The 17,942-nt window shown below is 67.8% G+C and carries 13 protein-coding genes; 6 read left to right on the top strand and 7 right to left on the bottom strand.

Annotation, left to right across the window (positions count from 1 at the left end; all coding sequences use genetic code 11):
* Nucleotides 1-2: 2 nt before the first annotated feature.
* Nucleotides 3-920: a 5'-3' exonuclease gene (locus CGZ91_RS06555; RefSeq protein WP_094453571.1), complete on the bottom strand. Its 918-nt coding sequence runs from the start codon at nucleotides 918-920 to the stop codon at nucleotides 3-5.
* A 25-nt stretch (nucleotides 921-945) separates the two neighbouring features.
* Here CGZ91_RS06555 and CGZ91_RS06560 point away from each other — a divergent pair, with 25 nt between their 5' ends.
* The 3 genes from CGZ91_RS06560 to CGZ91_RS06570 all read left to right on the top strand — a co-directional run bounded on the left by CGZ91_RS06560 (nucleotide 946) and on the right by CGZ91_RS06570 (nucleotide 4,099).
* Nucleotides 946-2,595 (top strand): amidohydrolase, encoded by a 1,650-nt coding sequence (locus CGZ91_RS06560; protein ID WP_179229250.1) that lies wholly within the window; start codon nucleotides 946-948, stop codon nucleotides 2,593-2,595.
* Between the two features lie 78 nt (nucleotides 2,596-2,673).
* Nucleotides 2,674-3,486 (top strand): polyprenol monophosphomannose synthase, encoded by an 813-nt coding sequence (locus CGZ91_RS06565; protein ID WP_094451016.1) that lies wholly within the window; start codon nucleotides 2,674-2,676, stop codon nucleotides 3,484-3,486.
* 7 nt (nucleotides 3,487-3,493) lie between these two features.
* Nucleotides 3,494-4,099: an FxsA family protein gene (locus CGZ91_RS06570; RefSeq protein WP_094453575.1), complete on the top strand. Its 606-nt coding sequence runs from the start codon at nucleotides 3,494-3,496 to the stop codon at nucleotides 4,097-4,099.
* An 84-nt stretch (nucleotides 4,100-4,183) separates the two neighbouring features.
* Here the strand turns inward: CGZ91_RS06570 and CGZ91_RS06575 are convergent, their stop codons facing one another.
* Nucleotides 4,184-4,378: a DUF7455 domain-containing protein gene (locus CGZ91_RS06575; protein ID WP_094451014.1), complete on the bottom strand. Its 195-nt coding sequence runs from the start codon at nucleotides 4,376-4,378 to the stop codon at nucleotides 4,184-4,186.
* 312 nt (nucleotides 4,379-4,690) lie between these two features.
* Between CGZ91_RS06575 and CGZ91_RS06580 the strand changes: the two genes are divergently transcribed.
* The 3 genes from CGZ91_RS06580 to CGZ91_RS06590 all read left to right on the top strand — a co-directional run bounded on the left by CGZ91_RS06580 (nucleotide 4,691) and on the right by CGZ91_RS06590 (nucleotide 10,488).
* On the top strand, nucleotides 4,691-6,763 hold the full coding sequence (locus tag CGZ91_RS06580) for a DNA gyrase/topoisomerase IV subunit B (RefSeq protein WP_094453577.1): 2,073 nt from the start codon (nucleotides 4,691-4,693) through the stop codon (nucleotides 6,761-6,763).
* A gap of 198 nt (nucleotides 6,764-6,961) precedes the next feature.
* Nucleotides 6,962-9,280, top strand: a complete 2,319-nt coding sequence (locus tag CGZ91_RS06585; RefSeq protein ID WP_144276818.1) for a ligand-binding sensor domain-containing protein — start codon at nucleotides 6,962-6,964, stop codon at nucleotides 9,278-9,280.
* A gap of 128 nt (nucleotides 9,281-9,408) precedes the next feature.
* Nucleotides 9,409-10,488 carry an NAD(P)-dependent alcohol dehydrogenase gene (locus CGZ91_RS06590; RefSeq protein WP_094453581.1) on the top strand — a complete coding sequence of 360 codons (1,080 nt, stop codon included), beginning with the start codon at nucleotides 9,409-9,411 and terminating at the stop codon, nucleotides 10,486-10,488.
* Between the two features lie 120 nt (nucleotides 10,489-10,608).
* Here CGZ91_RS06590 and CGZ91_RS06595 read toward each other — a convergent pair whose 3' ends face one another.
* The 5 genes from CGZ91_RS06595 to CGZ91_RS06615 all read right to left on the bottom strand — a co-directional run bounded on the left by CGZ91_RS06595 (nucleotide 10,609) and on the right by CGZ91_RS06615 (nucleotide 17,897).
* Nucleotides 10,609-12,870: an NHL repeat-containing protein gene (locus CGZ91_RS06595; RefSeq protein WP_094453583.1), complete on the bottom strand. Its 2,262-nt coding sequence runs from the start codon at nucleotides 12,868-12,870 to the stop codon at nucleotides 10,609-10,611.
* Nucleotides 12,871-12,951: 81 nt separating this feature from the next.
* A complete protein-coding gene (locus CGZ91_RS06600; protein WP_094453585.1) occupies nucleotides 12,952-13,722 on the bottom strand; it encodes an alpha/beta hydrolase in 771 nt (256 codons plus the stop codon).
* 29 nt (nucleotides 13,723-13,751) lie between these two features.
* Nucleotides 13,752-14,249 carry a beta-class carbonic anhydrase gene (locus CGZ91_RS06605; protein ID WP_094451007.1) on the bottom strand — a complete coding sequence of 166 codons (498 nt, stop codon included), beginning with the start codon at nucleotides 14,247-14,249 and terminating at the stop codon, nucleotides 13,752-13,754.
* Complete coding sequence (locus CGZ91_RS06610) at nucleotides 14,249-16,711, bottom strand: DNA gyrase/topoisomerase IV subunit A (protein ID WP_229116472.1); 2,463 nt, start codon at nucleotides 16,709-16,711, stop codon at nucleotides 14,249-14,251. The genes CGZ91_RS06605 and CGZ91_RS06610 overlap by 1 nt, the downstream gene beginning before the upstream one ends.
* Before the next feature lie 145 nt (nucleotides 16,712-16,856).
* Entirely contained in the window at nucleotides 16,857-17,897 is a 1,041-nt protein-coding gene (locus CGZ91_RS06615; protein WP_229116473.1) for an App1 family protein, read from the bottom strand.
* Nucleotides 17,898-17,942: the final 45 nt, after the last annotated feature.

A 17,942-nucleotide genomic window follows, 5' to 3' on the forward strand; every position in this document is an offset into this window, starting at 1 on the left:
TCTCAGCCCTGCGCCGCCAGCGCGGCGGCCAATCGCTGCGCCGATCCACCCAGACCGAGGCGTTCCACCAGCGCGTCCCACTCGGCACCCTCGGGTGCGGCCGGCAGGGCCAGCTCGTCCCAGTCCGGGTCGACGGGCAGGTCCCGGCGTACGCGCACCACCTCGGGCGCGACGTCCAGATAGGACTGGGCGGCCGCCAGATGCGCGGCCTTGGCGCCACGGATCCGGCCGTCGGCGGCCGCGGCGATGATCTCGTCGAGGGTGCCGTACTGCGCCAGCAGCCCGGCCGCACCCTTCTCGCCGATGCCACTGACACCCGGGATGCCGTCACTGGGATCGCCACGCATCACGGCCAGGTCGACATACTGGGCGCCGATGACGCCGTACTTGGCGGCCAGCCACTCGTCGTCGACCCGTTCGTGCTTGGCGACGCCACGAGCCACGTAGAGGACCCGGATCTGGTCGGCGACGAGCTGGAAGAGGTCGCGGTCACCTGTCACCACGTCGACGCTGCCGCCGGCAGCAGCCCCACGGGTGGCCAGCGTGCCGATGACGTCATCGGCCTCGTGGTCGGGGGTGCCCAGCACCGGAATGCCGACCGCCGCCAACACCTCACGGATCCACGGCACCTGGTGCTCGAGACCGTTCGGGGTCGCCTCGGCGACGATCTCGCCGGGCACCTCGGTCACCTCGGCGACTCGGTGGGTCTTGTACGAGGGCAGCAGCGCCACCCGCCAGCTCGGGCGCCAGTTGTCGTCCCAGCAGCAGACCAGGTGGGTCGGGGCGTACTCGTCGACAAACCGGGCAATGAAGTCCAGCAGCCCGCGTACCGCGTTGACCTGCTGCCCGTCCGGGGTCCGCAACGAATCCGGCAGGCCGTAGAAGGCGCGGAAGTACAGTGACGCGGTGTCGAGCAGCATGAGACGCACGGCAGGAGCGTACGACATGGCTCCGGTCCCGGACCGGACGCGGGTGGCTGCCTCGGTCGGGCAGGATTGCCGGATGCACACCGATCCGACACCCCAGATCCTCCACGGCGGCCAGGTCAGGTCCCAGCAGTATTCGGGCGCCACCGCGGTGGCGGTGCAGCACGGTCGGATCGTTGCCATCGGCACCGACGACGACGCCGCCAGCTGGTCCGGGAAGCGGATTGACCTCCGCGGCGCCTGGCTGACGCCGGCCTTCGTTGACGCCCACGTGCATGCCTGCACCGCCGGTGAGGCGATGACCAGTCTCGACCTGGCTGCGATGCCGTCGGCCGCGGTGCTGTTGGACATCATCGCGCGTACCGCTCAGCGTCACCCGGGTGTGCTGCTGACCGGGCAGGGGTGGGACGACAGCGCCTGGCCCGACGGTCGTCCCACCCGGGCTGCATTGGACCGGGCCGCGCCCGCAACAATGGTCCTGCTGGAACGCACCGACTGCCATTCGGCCGTGGTCTCGACCGCGCTGGCCAAGCGGGTGCCGGGCCTGCGCGAGCTGGACGGCTGGCACGAGGACGGTTTCGTGTTGCGCGACGCCCACGATGCCTGCCGGCAGGTGCTGTCCTCGCTGTATTCGGCCTCTGAACGGTTGGGGCACGCGCGGACCGCACTGCGCACCGCACTGCAGTACGGCATCGGCACCGTGCACGAGTGCGGCACCCCACAGCTGGGACCGCTGGGAGACCTGGCGCTGGTCGGTCAGGCCGGCGAGGAGCTCGGTGTGGACGTCATCCGCTACTGGGGCGCCGACGCTGATGCCGACAGCTTGTCCCTGGTGCATCAGCTGGGCCTGGCCGGACTCGCCGGTGACCTCGACATCGACGGCACCATGGGTTCGCGGACCGCATGGTTGCGGGAGCCGTACGCCGATGCCTCCCACCGTGGAACCCGCTACCGTGACCTGCCCGAGGCCGCCGCACACGTCATCGCCTGCACCCGGGCCGGCGTCCAGGCCGGCTTCCACTGCATCGGTGATGCCGGCATCGACATCGCGGTCGGTGCGATTCGAGCCGCCGTCGAAGCGTGCGGGATCGCGGCAGTGCGTGCCTGCCGGCACCGGTTGGAACATGTCGAGATGATCGACCTCGAGCTGGCCGCCGAACTTGCCGACTGGGGTGTGTATGCGGTGGTGCAGCCGCTGTTCGACCACGCCTGGGGGGCACCGGGACGACTGTACGAACAGCGACTGGGGGAGCGCTACACCCAGATGAATCCATTCAGCGGGCTGGCCGATGCCGGGGTACGTTTGGCGCTCAGCTCCGATGCGCCGGTGACTCCGTTCTCGTCCTGGTCGATGGTGGCTGCCGCCGTCCACACTGCTGTGCCGGGACACGGGTTGAGTGTCGCGACGGCAGTCGATGCTGCGACCCGGCAGGGGTATCGTGCCGGCGGCGACGACGCCTCCGGTGTGATCGAGGTCGGTGCCCCGGCGACCCTGGCGGCCTGGGACCTGCCGGTACCAACCCCGTTGGACGCCGAGGGGTTGCCCCGGCTCGATCCGGATGATCCGCTGCCTGCCTGTGTCGCGACGATGGTCCGGGGGCGGCTGGCGTACACCCTTGATCCGTGGCTGGCAGGCGATGTCGGGCCGGGTGAGTTCGCCGCGCCGTGACGACCTTCTGGTGTCGTCGGCTAGCCTTGTCCAGACCCCCGCCGTACTGTCGGCGACCATCGATCAGGAGGCCCCTCCATGGCAGACCCCACGGGTACTGCGGACACCGAGAAAGTCTTGGTGATCATCCCCACGTACAACGAGTTGGAGAACATCGAGCCGATTGTCTCCCGCGTCCGCGCCGCAGTGCCCCAAGCCCATGTCCTCGTGGCCGATGACAACTCTCCCGACGGCACCGGTGAGCTGGCCGACAAGATGGCAGCCGAGGACGACCACGTCCACGTCAAGCACCGGCCCGGCAAGCAGGGCCTCGGCGCTGCTTATGTTGACGGATTCCACTGGGGTCTGGACAACGGCTTCACCGTGTTGGTCGAGTGCGACGCCGACGGTTCGCACCAGCCCGAGCAGCTCCCGTTGCTGCTCGCCGCGCTGCGTCGGGCCGACATGGTCAAGGGTTCCCGCTGGGTCAAGGGCGGTTCGGTGGTCAACTGGCCCAAGTATCGCGAGTTCATCTCCCGCGGCGGCAGCCTGTGGACCCGGGTCTGGCTCGGCATCGACATCAAGGACCCAACCGGCGGCTACAACGCATTCAAGGCCGGCACCCTCGAAGCCATCGACATCGACGCGATCGCGTCGGCCGGTTACTGCTTCCAGGTCGACCTGACCTGGCGCACCATCCAGGCCGGCCTCAAGGTCGTGGAGGTGCCGATCGAGTTCATCGAGCGTGAGCGCGGCAACTCCAAGATGTCGAACAAGATCGTCGTGGAGGCCGCCTTCCGGGTGGCCGGCTGGGGCGCCAAGCACCGCTTCAACCAGGGCAAGGAGTTGGCCGGCAAGGCCGTCTCCGCGATCGCCAACCGCCTCGGCGGGGGCCAGACCGCCCACGCCTGAGTCGCTCATGAGTTCATCGCTGCCCGGTCCCGAGGCTGCTCCGTCCGGGGCAGCCTCGGGTCGTCCGCGGACGGCAAGCTCGCGCCCCTCCGGTTTTGGCCTGGTGCCGATCCTGGTGTTCTTCCTGCCGGTGATCGAGCTGATCCTGCTGGTCTGGGGGACGGTCGAATTCGGCCTCTGGGTCGGGTTGTACGTGCTGGTTGCGGTCGTGCTCGGCATCACGATCGCGCGACTGGCCGGACATGGCGCCTTCGAGGAACTACGGACCGCGATGGCCGAACGCCGCGAACCCCAGGGCGCCACGCTGTCGCGCAAGTCCTTGGCGGTGGTGGCCGGCATCCTGATCGCGATCCCGGGACCGGTCACCGACGTGGCTGGACTGGTGATGCTGCTGCCCGGCGTACGCCCGTGGATCGGCCGGCAGTTCAGCCGATGGGCGCAGAAGAAGGCCGACGCCTCCGGCATGACGGGCGTGCGGATGCGTACGACTCAACGTCACACGGTAGTCGAGGGCAGCGTCGAGCCCGATGCCGAGACCGACCAGGGCACGCAGGAGGACCGGGGCAGCGAAGACGGCGACCCGACGATCATCCGCGGCGAGGTCGAGGACTGAGTCGCAGGCGGACACGCAACTGGCCGGGCCCCGTGGGGGACCCGGCCAGTTGCCATGTCGAGCGAGATCAGTTGCTCGCGTGAATCAGTTGCTGAGTCGCGCGGTCTCGTCGTGAACGTCGATGGCGACCTGCTTGAGCTTGTCGCTGTGGGCGCGGGCGTGGTGGGCACAGAACATGAGTTCGCCGCCGGATTCGAGGCGTACGCGCATGTAGGCCTGTGCACCACAGCGATCGCAGCGGTCTGCGGCAGTGAGTTCTTCGACAACCTGAGTGGTCACGAGGCCTTCCCTTCTTTAGAGGCCCTGACGGGCCGCCCTTCCTTGATGGCCCATGGCGGGCTGACTTCCTTCATGCCCTGAGGTGGGCCGCCTGGTGCGGACCGGGAGGTCACACCGGGCTTCTGTCTGGTCAACGAACCCCCACCGGAGTTTGTTCCCGCGGCCTGAGCTCCCTGACCTGGTCCCCACCGTACTAGGGGAGTGGGGAAGTTCGGACTGATTTCACGGTGTGCCTCATTCCAATTCGATCACTGCCCTCGGGGCGGCATCGTCTTCCCGGAATCTGTCGGTGGGGTGGGCTAATCTCGCCGGGTGGCCAGCAAACAGAACCCTGAGGGACGTGACTACGAGGCTCGGCACCTGCTCGTGCTCGAGGGCCTGGAGGCGGTGCGGAAGCGACCCGCGATGTACATCGGGTCCACCGACACCAAGGGGCTGATGCACTGCCTGTGGGAGATCATCGACAACTCTGTCGACGAGGCGCTCGCCGGCAGCGGCGACCAGATCTCGGTGACGCTGGGATCGGACGGCTCGATTGCGGTGGCCGACCATGGCGCTGGCATCCCGGTCGACACCGAACCGCGGACCGGTCTGACCGGTGTCGAGGTGGTCTTCACCAAGCTTCACGCCGGCGGCAAGTTCGGGGCCGGCTCCTACAACGCCACTGGCGGACTGCACGGCGTCGGAGCATCGGTGGTCAACGCGCTGGCCTCCCGGCTCGATGTCGAGGTGGACCGCGGCGGCAAGACCTGGGCGATGTCGTTCCGACGCGGCGTGCCGGGCACCTTTGACGGTGACGGACCAGATGCGGAGTTCACTCCCGGCAGCGGCCTGCGGACCGTCGGCAAGGTCAAACGGGGTGTCACCGGCACCCGAGTCTGCTACTGGCCTGACCGCTCGATCTTCCTCAAGGACGCCGAGTTGGCGATCGAACCGCTGCTGGGCCGGCTGCGGCAGACCTCGTTCCTGGTGCCCGGGCTGACGCTGCGCATCGAGGACAACCGCACCGAGGAACGACTGGTCGAGGACTTCCGCCATGACGGGGGCATCTCGGAGTTCTGCGAGTTTCTCTCCGCCGGTGAACCGATCTGTGATGTCGTACGCCTGCAGGGCAGCGAGACCTTCACCGAGACGGTGCCGATGCTGGACGAGGCCGGGGCGATGACCCCGACCGACGTCGAACGGACTCTGGAGGTCGACATCGCGGTGCGGTGGAACAACTCCTACGACACCGTCGAGCGGTCCTTCGTCAACATCATCGCCACTCCCAAGGGCGGCACCCACCTGCAGGGCTTCCAGCGGGGTCTCACCCGGGCGTTGACGAAGTCGATGGAAGGCACCCGGCTGATGAAGTCCGGTGAGGAGATCCTCAAGGAGGATGCCCTGGAAGGCATCGCCGCGGTGGTGACCGTACGCCTGCCCGAACCGCAGTTCGAGGGTCAGACCAAGGAGGTGCTCGGCACGCCACCGGCCACCCGGATCGTGGCCCGGATTGTCGAGCGGGAGCTGGGGGAGTTCCTGACCTCCACCAAGCCCGCGGTCCGCAGCCAGGCCCGGCTGGTGATGGAGAAGGTCATCGGCGCTTCCCGTGCCCGCGTCCATGCTCGGGCCCAGCGCGATGCGCAGCGCCGCAAGAATGCCCTGGAATCCTCCTCGTTGCCGCCGAAGCTGGCGGACTGTCGGGCCGCGGACGCGGAGCGTACCGAACTGTTCATCGTGGAGGGCGATTCGGCTCTCGGCACCGCCAAGCTGGCCCGGAGCTCGGAGTTTCAGGCCCTCTTCCCGATCCGGGGCAAGATCCTCAACGTGCAGAAGGCTTCCGCGGGCGACATGCTCAAGAACGTCGAGTGCGCCGCCATCATCCAGGTGGTCGGTGCGGGCGTGGGGAAGTCCTTCGACCTGGATGCGGCCCGTTACGGCCGGGTCATCTTCATGGCCGACGCCGACTCCGACGGTGCCCACATCCGCTGCCTGTTGGCGACGCTGTTCTTCCGATACATGCGGCCGATGGTGGAAGCCGGCCGGGTGTTCACCGCGGTGCCGCCACTGCACCGCTTCGAACTGACCAACCCCCGCAAGGGCCAGGACAAATACCTCTACACCTACTCGGAGTCCGAATATCAGCGCACGCTGGCACAGCTGACCAAGCGCGGCCAGAAGTTCAAGGAGCCGCAGCGCTACAAGGGTCTGGGCGAGATGGATGCGGACCAGCTGAAGGAGACCACGATGGATCCGCGGCACCGCCAGCTGCGGCGGATCACCGTGGACGACGCGGCCGCGGCGGAACAGACCTTCGAGATGCTGATGGGCAACGAGGTCGGCGCCCGCAAGGACTTCATCGTCGCCGGCGCGTACGCACTGGACAGCGAGCGCATCGACGCCTGAGAGCGTAAGGGGCTACGGTTTCGGGCCGTGGAAGAGGCTGGCAACACGTCCCGGATTCGGGTGCTACTGGTGAGGTGATCCTGGTTGTGGCAGACTCCCGGTCAGGACCGCAATCGTTTTCTGCGCCATTGATGGCGTGATGATCGTGGTCCTGGCCCGACTGCGCTGTCGGGTGCACCCCACCCCGAAGGAACACCCATGCGATGGAGAACACCCCTGGCGGCGGCTGCGGCCGCAGCTTTGGTGCTGACCGGAGTGTCGGCGGCGCCGGCACCTGCTCAGCAGACCGAACCGACAGTGGAGATCACCGATCTTGGTACCGCTGCGCTCGGCGCCAACGTCCGCAGCGCCAATGCCGCAGTGCTGCCTGACGGCACACCCATCATGTATCTGCTCAACAATGCCGAGCCCGCGGTCTTGTTCGTGCTCAATGCCGACACCGGTGAGTTGCTCGACTCGGTTGTCGACGAGGAAGAGCGCTTCCTCGCCGCCAGCACGACGGTGGCCTCGGACGGTTCGCTGTGGTGGGTCACCCGCGACGGCAAGGGATCGACGATCCACCATTACGACCCCGCCACCAGCACCGATCGGATCGTGGCCACCAGCCCGGCGGGCGAGTCAGTGATCCGGCGGGTGAAGCTGAGCGACGACGAGTCGGTCCTCTACGGCAGCACCTACCCGAACGCCAAAATGTGGGCGATCGACACCGAGACCGGCGAGCTGCTCGAGGACTACGGCACCGTCGTTCCCGACGGCTCCAACGACTCCTACATCTGGGGCTTCGAGCGGATCGATGACACCCTCTACGGCGGCTCCGCCCTGGGCGAGGGCCACCTGATGCAGGTCGACGCCAACTCCGGGGAGGTCACCCCGATCGAGATCCCGGAGAAGTACGAGTCATTGCAGTACTTCTACGACTTCCGCAAGCTCACCGACGACCTGATCGCCATGTCCTTCTCCAAGGCGAATTCCTCGGTCACCACCAACACCTTGCTGTGGCAGCACTCCACCCAGTCGTTCATCTGTGAGGACGCGCTGCCGATCACGGCAGGCAACTACCCCTTCACCGACCCCGACGAGAACGGGGTGGCGTACTTCCGGACCAGCGAGGGGATCTTCAGCTTCGACCCGTCGGATTGTTCGATCGAGCCGACCGACTTCGGCTCGACCGACCTGGCCGATCTGCCCAACCCGAGCCGGATCCGGCAGTTGCAGGTCCCCAACGACGACGGAGTTGAGGAATCGGTGCTGCTGGGCGCACTCAACGACGGCACGTTCTGGACCTACAACCTCGACACCGGCGCCACCGCGCATCACACCACTGAGCACGAGGGGCTGGTGCTGACCGCTCACTCGCTGCATGAGGGCCCGGACAACCAGCTCTACATCGGCACCTACCTCGGCCCGGGCGCCATCGGGACCTACGATCCGGCCAGCGGCGAGAAGGGACTGCTGGAGGGCCCCAAGCAGGCCGATGACTTCGTCAACATCGGCGACAACCAGATGCTCATCACCAGCTATCCCGGCGGCGTCATCGACAAGGTCGACGTGAGCCAGGAGTGGTCCTACGGAGACAATCCGAGTCAGTACGCCCGCCTGCGTGACACCACCAACCAGACCGATCGGCTGTTGACGATTGATGCCCAGGACGGTCTGGTTGCCATCGGCGCGGTCGCCGACTACGGCTACAAGGGCGGTTCGCTGGTCATCACCGATGCAGCAGGCGACGACCGGTTCTACGACAACATCCTGGGTGAGCAGTCGATCACCTCAGTGAAGTTCGGCTCGGACGGGCTGCTCTACATCGGCTCGAATGTCCGCGGCGGCCTCAGCAGTCCGACCGATCCCGGCCCCGTCAGCGTGGCTGTCGTGGATCCGGCCGACGGCTCGGTGCTGCACCAGCACGAGATCGACACCGCGCTGATCGGAACGATGGCCGAGGTGGACAAGAAGATGTACTTCACCGACGCCAAGGGGACCGTGATGGTGATGGACATGGAGTCCCGTGAGGTCAGCACCGTGGTCGAGCAGGACCTCGGCGCAATCTCACCTTGGGGCAAGGTCTCCGCGTTGGAGTACAACCCCGCCGACGGGCTGCTCTATGGCACCCACGGGTCCAAGCTCTACGTCCTGGATCCGGCCACCGGTGAGATCGTGACCACCGACGACAGCATCGAGTACAAGCGACTCGAGGTCACCGAGGCGGGCGAGGTTTTCGTGATCTCCTCCACCCACCTCTACCAGATTGCACTGGCGGGGGAAGAGACGCCGGCTCCGACCACAGCGGCCCCATCGAGCCCTGACCCGACCAGCCCTGACCCGACCAGCCCTGACCCGACCAGTCCTGATCCGACTGGGGGGCCGAGCACTGGGGCATCCTCGGTTTCCCCGAGCACGCCGGCACCGTCTGGCCCGACCCGTCCGGGGCTGCCGGACACCGGTTCCTGGGTGGGCATCCCTGTGTTCGGCATGGCGCTGGCCGCTGGAATCACGGCAGCCTGGTTGGGCCGCCGCTGAGGCTCCGACTGCAGTTGACGCTCGAGCCGCGGCCGATCTGGCCGCGGCTCGAGCCGCCTCTGAGAGATCAGCCGGCGGACTGGGTCGACCGGTGTAGCGTCATGGACGACCAAGCTCGAGGAGTTGCCATGCCCATCACCGTGAAGGCCCTGCAGAAGACCGGCCCGGACGCGCCGTTCCGCGTCGTCGAGATCGAGCGACGCGATCCGCGTCCCGACGATGTCGTGATCGACATCCACGCCGCCGGCATCTGCCACAGCGACATCCACACCATCCGCAACGAGTGGGGCGAGGCTCATTTCCCGCTCACCGTCGGCCACGAGATCGCCGGTGTGGTCTCGGCGGTTGGCTCCGCGGTGACCCAATGGAAGGTCGGCGATCGGGTTGGCGTCGGCTGCATGGTCAACTCCTGTGGTGAGTGCGAGCAATGCCTGGCGGGGGAGGAACAGTCCTGCCTGCAGGGCAATGTCGGCACCTACAACTCCACCGACGTCGATGGCAGCATCACCCAGGGTGGGTACGCCGAAAAGGTGACGATCAACGAACGCTTCGTCTGCCGGATCCCCGATGCCCTGTCCTTCGCGGAGGCCGCGCCGCTGCTGTGTGCCGGGATCACGACCTACTCACCGTTGGCCCGGTGGGGCGCCGGCGAGCAGGTCAACGGCCGCCCCAAGAAGGTCGCCGTTCTGGGCATGGGCGGACTGGGCCACATGGGCGTGCGCATCGCCGCCGCGATGGGAGCCGAGGTCACCGTCCTCAGCCGGACCCTGAAGAAGGAACAACAAGCCATCGACCTCGGCGCCACCCGGACCCTGGCGACCACCGAAGAAGGGTTCTTCCACCACCATCGCGGAGAGTTCGACCTGATCCTCAACACCGTCAGCGCCGACATCGACCTACGCCGCTTCCTGCGGCTGTTGGCGCCGCGCGGCGTGATGGCGGTCGTGGGGCTGCCGCCCGCGCCGCAGTCGCTGCCGTTCGGTTCGATCATCGGCGGCGGCAAGGTGATCGCCGGCTCCAACATCGGCGGTATCGCCGAGACCCAGGAGATGCTCGACTTCTGCGCCGAGCACGGGTTCGGCGCCAAGGTCGAGACCATCGGCGTCGCCGAGGTCGAAGCGGCCTACGACCGGGTCGTCAACGGTGAGGTCTTCTTCCGGGCCGTCATCGACACCTCGACCTTCACGGAAGCGGCAGTCGAGCGCTGATCACCGGATTCGCGCGCAACACGTGCAGTCGATTCGCTAAGACCCCGGATTTCGAGGCCTGCTGGCAATCGACTGCACGCAGTGCGCGCACCGGATGTCCGAATCGAGGACCAGCGTGGTTCAGGCCCGAAACTCGCCCACCGGCGAGGAGTTCCAGGCCGCATCGATCGCGCGGTAGCGGACCGTGGCACCCGGCTCGACCAGCAGCGGCCGGGTGCTGCGCTGTTCGGTCCACGCGCCGCCCGCCACGCTGGCATCGATCCGGCCTGTGTCGGCGCTGAAGTGGAGCCTGACACGGCGACCGGCCGGCTCGGTGCGGACGGCGGGCACCGCCACGTCCGCCGCCGGCGGCAGGGCGTAGCGGACCAACCGGGTGCTGGACCCGATCACGTACAGGTCGCCGTGACCGTCCTGAGTCAGCTCGCTGACCGTGTCGACACCGTCACCGCGACCGCTGTCCAACCCGTACAGACTGGTCACGGCCCCGGTCACCCGGTCGATGATGACCAGCCGGTTGGCCAGAGATCCGAAGAGCCGCCCGTGGTCGAACAGCAGTCGGTTGTCGTCACCGTAGCGGGGCACGACCGCCGCCTCGTCGACCACGACGGTTCGCAGGATCATGCGCCCGGTCAGATCAAACTCGATCACGCGGCGCCCATCGACGACTGCCCACAGCCGCTGGTCGTCCAGGGCCACGGCCAGACCGGAGATTGCCCGGGCGCCCTCGATGGTCTCGGACCAGGCCAGCGCCTCCGCGACCGGATCCCAGGCAAAGATCGTCGCTGCCTCGGTGACCGGGTCAATCCCGTAGCCGCCTTCGATCGAGGTACTGCCGATCAGCAGACCGTCGTGCTCCACCAGGCCGACCGGGGTCTGCTGGTCGATGATGTTGCGGTGCACCGTGTGGGTGTTCGCGTCGGGCTGCCACAGCGAGACCGCGCCACCGTGCGCGCCGGGCACCGGCACTGACGCGACCGCCACGGTGCCGGGCAGACTGGCCAGCTCCACGAAGGTCTGTGGCCGGCTCTGGCCATCGCCGAGCTCCCGCGGTGCCGGGTTGGTGCCGTACTGCCATGGTTCACTGACGTCGTAGTGGTGCAGCGACCCCTGCGGGTAGCGGCCGAAGACCAGGTCATCACCGAACCGGCCGAAGCCCTCGACCTGGCTGGTGCCGGTCAGCAGCTCGATGGTGCCGTCACCATCCGGGTCGAAGCGACCCATCCCGGGCGGACTGAGGAAGGCGCCGGCGTACACCCGTCCGGCCACGTCGGAGCCCAGCGCGGTCAGTGGCGCTCCGGAACCGTCCAGATCAGGAACCAGATAGAAGGAATCGTCGCCGTCGTGGATCTTCAGGCCATACGTACGCCCGCCGTTCCAGTAGGTCATCGCCAACACCGGGTGCTCACCGGTCCCGTCCCGGTCGGCCCAACCCCAGGCCTCGGGGGCCGCATTGGGACGGTTGCCGGTGCCGGTGACCTCACCGGTCGACAACGAGTACCGCTTGATCTCGCCGTCGAGGCGCAGATAGACCGCGTCCGGGTCGCGCGGGTCGATGGGGGAGACGTTCGGTGCACCGCCCTCGACCACCCCGTCCCAGGTCCCGCTGGCCAGGTCGCGGACCCACAGGTGGGTGGAGCCGACGAAGAGTTTGCCGCCGCGGACCGCCAGCGAACTGATCGCAGTGCTGGAATGCTCGGCCGGCATCTCGACCTCGGTGAAGACGCCGGTGGTGCGGTCAAAGGTGATCAGTCGAGCCGTCGACTGGGTGCCGATCCAGATGGTGTCGCCATCGGCGGCGAGACCGTCGATGTACTGCTCACCGGCCATCGCCTGGCCATGGTCGGTCACCTCGAGGCTGACCGGGTCGAGCGAATAGAGCTTGCCGCTGGGGTACGCCCCGATCCAGACGGTGCCGTCTTCACCCACCGTCAGTCCCCACGCCCGGTCTGCTCCGGGCAGCACACCCAGGTGCTCAACCGTGGCGCTACCGGGCTGGTGCCGATAGAGGTGGCCCTCCTCGGACGTGGCGAAGTAGACGGCATGGTCGTGCGGAGACACGTCCATCGCCCGCTGGCTGCTGGGATCGGCGGTGATCCGCACGTTGAGGACGGTTTCGCCGGTGCGCAGGTTGAGCGCGGCAAACTCGCCGGGCAGGTTCGGGTTGCCGGAGGCGAGGAAGTACGCCATCGGCACGCCCTCCGGGGTGGGGGCGATCGCGCTGGCGAGGGTCTGACGCTTGGTGACCGGCTCGCCGAGATCAGTGACCGGGGCAACGTAGGCGCCATCGCCGGTCTGCGCGACGGCTGATCGGAGGCCGGCACCGCCGACCGAGGGGGCCACGACGGTGGCACCGAGACTGAACAGGAAGGGGCGTCGACGCATGATGGGGGCTCCTTGGGTGTGCGTTCAGCCTTTGAACGTTGGCCTCACCCTAGCGTCACGACCTGGCGGCCGATCGGCGACTCATGCCTCGGTCGCCTCGGTGTCAGTTGACCTCGCGAAGTCGACCACAGCCGCCAGGCACTCGCTCGGCGGCTCCCACAGATTGTCGTGTTTGCGGTCCGGCACGACGATCCGGGTCGCCCGCGGCAGTTCGGCGGCCAGCCGTCGGCTCATCGCGGGCGGCACCAGGGTGTCCTTGGCGCCGTGGATCACCAGGGTCGGTTCGGTGATGGAGCGGACCGTCACATCGGTGGCCCACGGTTCCGACACCAGCCCACGCGGATCCAGCCGGGTGTAGCGGCGCACCATCGCAGCCATGTTGGTGAAAGGCGAGATCAGGACCAAGCGGCCGGTCTCGTCCTCGGAGCGCAACTGGCCTTCGGCGGCGAGATGCGCGGCCACCGAGGAGCCGAGCGATTCCCCGACCAAGACGGTACGCCGCAAACTCACGCCAGCGCCGCGCAGGTGCGCCAACCCGTCCCGGGCCGCCGCCAGGATGGCTGCCTGGCGCGGCTCGCCGGCATGGGGGCCATAGCCCGGGTACTCGAACGCCGCGAAGCCGAGTCCGCTGTCGCGCAGCAACTGGGCGATGGTCCCGATGGTGCTGAGGTCAGAGCCGTTGCCGTGCAGGTAGGTCACTGTCGCGGCACCCTCCGGAGCCCGGTGGTGCAACACCACGGTGCCGTTGTCGGTGGTGGTGCTGGCTGCCAGCGCCGCGATCGATTCCTCACGACGGGGCAACCAGACCGGCACCGGATAGATCAACCTGCGGACCAGGTCCGACGGCCTCACGCCCGCCCGGCGCAGTCGCGGACGGGGGCTCACTCGATCGGGTTGAGCTTGCCGGAGTCGACGTCATACATGAAGCCACCCACGACGGCACGCTTGCCGATCAGCGGGTGGGAGCGCAGCAGTTCGACGTCGTAGTGGAGGGCGTCGCGCTGCCGGGTGCTGGCGCCGAGCAGGGCGCCATGGATGTTGACGCCGGTCTCGGCCTCGACCTTGCTGGCGATCGCCTCGTCGTCACCGCTGGCCATGGCGCAGCGGGTGTGCGGCACCACCAGGATCCGGTCCACGCCGAGCACATGGGTGCCCAAAATGCAGCCGGTCAGGGCATCCGGGGTGATCCGGCCGCCGGGCGTACGCAGGATCTTTGCGTCGCCCAGGTTGAGTCCCAGCATTCGCAGCGGCTCGATCCGCGAGTCCATGCAGGTGATCACGGCGACGCCGGCGCGCGCGATGCCGTCGAACCCACCTTCCTCGAAGGTGGCGGCGTACTTCTCGTTCGCCTCGAGCAGGTCTGCGAATGCATTGTCCATCAGGACTCCTTCGGAAGGGGAGAAAGCAGGTCGGGGGTGCCCGACCCGAGACCGGTCACCGGCTGGGGCAGCGGCGTACCGGATCCGTCGCGGCGGCCGAACTCCTCGGGCAGCGCCACCGGGGCGCCGCTGGTGGCCGCTGCCAACGCCGGGCCGGGTCCGGCCCAGGCGCGCTGCAGTTCGTCCTCACCGCGCAGGAAACGATGACAGCGTACGCCTCCAGTGGCACGTCCCTTGGCGGGGAAGTCAGCGAAGTCGCTCACCTTGACGCTGCCGGACTCGGTGCCGGGCAGCGCATCACCGCTGCCGGCGATCGTCACCACGAGGTTGTCGCCCGGCGGCACTGCACCGAACCACACCACCCGGTCACCGGCGCCCAACTTGATCCCGGCAACGCCGCCGGCGGCGCGGCCCTGCGGGCGTACGCTCGCGGCTGCGAAATGCAGCAGGTTGCCACCGGCGGTCACGAAGCACAGCTCGGCGGAGTCGTCGACCAGTTCGCAGCCGCCGACCACCCGGTCCCCGTCGGCGAGTCGAATCACATCCCATTCGTTGTTGCCCAGCATCTCGGGATTGACCCGCTTGACCACGCCCTGCGCGGTGCCCACCGCCAGCCCGGCGGAATCCTCGTCGAGCCGGCACAGGAAGAGCACCTGCTCGTCTGGGTCGAGGGTGACCAGGTCCGAGATCCGGACGCCACCGGACAGGTGCGGCGCCTGCGCGGTCGCGGGCACGGTGGGCAGGTCGATCGCCTGGCAACGGATCAGTCGACCGGCGCTGGTGACCGCGGCGTACTCCCCGCGTGCGGTGGTCCGCACCGCCGAGACCAACACGTCATGGTCACTGCGGCTTCCGGCCTCCCCCAGCGGGTCTGCGGAGTCACAACGCGCCACCAGTCCGGTGCTCGACAGCAACACCCAGGTCGGCCCGTCGGGCACCTCCAGGGGCTCCGAGGTCGCCGAGACGCCGGCGCTGGAGAGCAGCACCGTACGCCGCGGGTCGCCGTAGCGCTTGGCCACGTCGGAGAGGTCATCGCCGACTGCGGCCCGCAGCAGGTCGTCATCATCGATGATCGCCTGCAGGGCCCTGATCTGCTGCTGCAGCTCGTCGCGTTCGGTCTCCAACTCGATGGTGGAGTATTTGGTGAGCCGGCGCAGCTGCATGTCGAGGATGTAGTTGGCCTGGATCTCGGTCAGCTCGAAGGCTTCGATCAACCGGGCGCGAGCGGCGGCGGCGTCGTCGGCGCGCCGGATGATCGTGATGACGTCGTCGATGTCGAGGATCGCGATCAGCAGTCCATCGACCAAGTGCAGTCGATCGGTCGCCTTGGCGAGCCGGAACTTGGTCTGTCGCAACGTCACCGACAACCGGTGGTCCAGGTAGACCTGCAACAGTTCCAGCAGTCCGAGCGTGCGGGGCTGGCCATCGACCAGCGCGACCGCGTTGATCGAGAAGCCGTCCTCCAGGCTGGTGCGCTTGTAGAGCTCCTGCAGCAGCGCCTCGGGGTTGATGCCGTTCTTGACCTCGATCACCAGCCGGGTGCCGTTGGTGAGGTCGGTCAGGTCCTTCACGTCGGCGATGCCGGTGAGTCGCTTGGCCTGGACCTGCCCCTTGATCTGTTCGATCAGTTTTTCGGGGCCAACGCCGTAGGGCAGTTCGGTGACCACGATGCCCTGACGGCGCGGGGTGACCTTCTCAATCCGGGTCACCGCGCGGATCACGAAGCGACCGCGACCGGTTTCGTACGCCTGCCGAATCCCGTCCAGACCGACGATCGTGCCGCCGGTGGGCAGGTCCGGCCCAGGCATGTAGCGCATGATCGTGTCGAGGCTGGCGCCGGGATGCTTGAGCAGATGCTTCAGCGCGGCGACCACCTCCACCAAGTTGTGCGGCGGCAGGTTGGTCGCCATTCCGACCGCGATACCGGTGGAACCGTTGACCAGCAGGTTGGGGAAGGCCGACGGCAGCACGACCGGTTCGGTCTCCTTGCCGTCGTAGTTGGGACGGAAGTCGACCGCGTCCTCGTCCAGCCCCTGGGTCATGGCCGAGGCGGCCGGTGCCATCCGACATTCGGTGTAACGCATGGCGGCGGGCACCGAGTCCGGGGATCCGAAGTTGCCGTGTCCATCGACCAGCGGCAACCGCATCGCCCAGGGTTGGGCCTGGCGCACCAAGGCGTCGTAGATCGCACTGTCGCCATGGGGATGGAGCTGACCCATCACCTGGCCAACCACACGCGCACACTTCACGTGGGCACGGTCCGGTCGGATCCCCATCTCGTCCATCGTGTAGAGAATCCGGCGCTGCACCGGCTTGAGGCCGTCGCGGGCGTCGGGCAGCGCTCGGGAGTAGATGACCGAATAGGCGTACTCGAGGAAGCTGGTCTCCATCTCCGACGACACGTCGACGTCGACGATCCGTTCCTCGAAGTCCTCCTCGGCGGGAGTGCCGCGTCGCGCCACCTGCTGCTCCTGACGTCGGGTGTATCGATAGTGCCTTGAGGAAAAATCCTGCGCTGATCTGGCGATCAAGCCACGTCAGGCTATCCCAGCCAGCGCGGTCCGCCGGCCTCCCACGCCGAGGGTTTCCGTTGCCGCAGCGGGATTTTCAGCGCTGGCGCTGGTCCAGCACCCGGCTCAGCGTTGCCCAGATTCGGAAGCCGTCGGGACCTTTGACCACCGGGACCGGGCTGTGATCGGCACGGGCCGCATCAACGTACGCAGTCGGGGACCCGTGTGCCAGCACCTGCTCGGTCGGGGTCAGTTCCCGCAGCGCGATGGCACGGACCTTGTCGGGATGCTGGCTGGCGAAATCCCCGTACAGGGCAGGGTCGTGCTGCCCGTCGTCGCCGACCAGCACCCACCGGATGCCGGGGAAGTCCTCCGCCAGCCGCTGCAGGCAGGCCCGCTTGTGAGCGGGTCCGCTGCGCCACCAGCCGGCCTGGGTGGGGCCCCAGTCGGTGAGCAGCAGCGGTCCGGACGGAAAGCCGTAGTGCTGCAGGAACCGGGTCAGAAAGCCAGCGGTGTTCCAGGCGCCGGTGGAGACGTAAACCGTCGGCGCGCCGTCATGGTCGTGGAGCATCTCGGCGTACATCTCCGCCATCCCTGGCACTGCCTGGCGGGCGTTCTCGTGGACCACGAAGGAGTTCCAGGCCGCGATCAGGGGGCGCGGCAGCGATGTCGAGATGACGGTGTCGTCGATGTCGGAGACCAGTCCCATCGTCACCTCGGGGGCGACCACCGTGATGGGGGCGCGGACCGGCTTGGACCCTGCGGTGACGAACTCGGCCTCGGCCTCGCCTGCCGGCAGGTCGATGTCGGCCAGCGCCACGTCGACGTAGCCGCCTCGGTCAGCTCGCACCGAACGGATGATGCCGCCGACGGTCACGCGGACCTCCCCGTGCCCGATCGGGGCGGAGAGGAAGTTACGGAAACCACGCCGGGCCAGCAGTCGTTCGGTGACCAGGCCGACAGCGGTCGTCATGTCGGCTGGTTGGAGCACCACCCGGCACAGGATGCGGACGCGGCCCCGGTGTGCGTACCCGCGATAGCCGATGACGGTGTCGACCCATCCCATTCGCCGCAGCACGCGCTCCACGAATCGGTTGAATCGTTCTTCGATGCGGGCTGCGATGAACGGTTTGCTCACGAGGACGAACACTAGCAAGAGCCCCGGATTGCACTCGCCTAAGGT

The organism is Parenemella sanctibonifatiensis (assembly GCF_002250565.1).
GTDB classification, from domain to species: Bacteria; Actinomycetota; Actinomycetes; order Propionibacteriales; family Propionibacteriaceae; genus Parenemella; species Parenemella sanctibonifatiensis.

Coding starts and splice junctions, on each gene's coding strand:
- CGZ91_RS06590 (WP_094453581.1), top strand. CDS start 9,409: ATGCCCATCACCGTGAAGGCCCTGCAGAAGACCGGCCCGGACGCGCCG.
- CGZ91_RS06570 (WP_094453575.1), top strand. CDS start 3,494: ATGAGTTCATCGCTGCCCGGTCCCGAGGCTGCTCCGTCCGGGGCAGCC.
- CGZ91_RS06555 (WP_094453571.1), bottom strand. CDS start 920: ATGCTGCTCGACACCGCGTCACTGTACTTCCGCGCCTTCTACGGCCTG.
- CGZ91_RS06560 (WP_179229250.1), top strand. CDS start 946: ATGGCTCCGGTCCCGGACCGGACGCGGGTGGCTGCCTCGGTCGGGCAG.
- CGZ91_RS06605 (WP_094451007.1), bottom strand. CDS start 14,249: ATGGACAATGCATTCGCAGACCTGCTCGAGGCGAACGAGAAGTACGCC.
- CGZ91_RS06565 (WP_094451016.1), top strand. CDS start 2,674: ATGGCAGACCCCACGGGTACTGCGGACACCGAGAAAGTCTTGGTGATC.
- CGZ91_RS06595 (WP_094453583.1), bottom strand. CDS start 12,870: ATGCGTCGACGCCCCTTCCTGTTCAGTCTCGGTGCCACCGTCGTGGCC.
- CGZ91_RS06585 (WP_144276818.1), top strand. CDS start 6,962: ATGCGATGGAGAACACCCCTGGCGGCGGCTGCGGCCGCAGCTTTGGTG.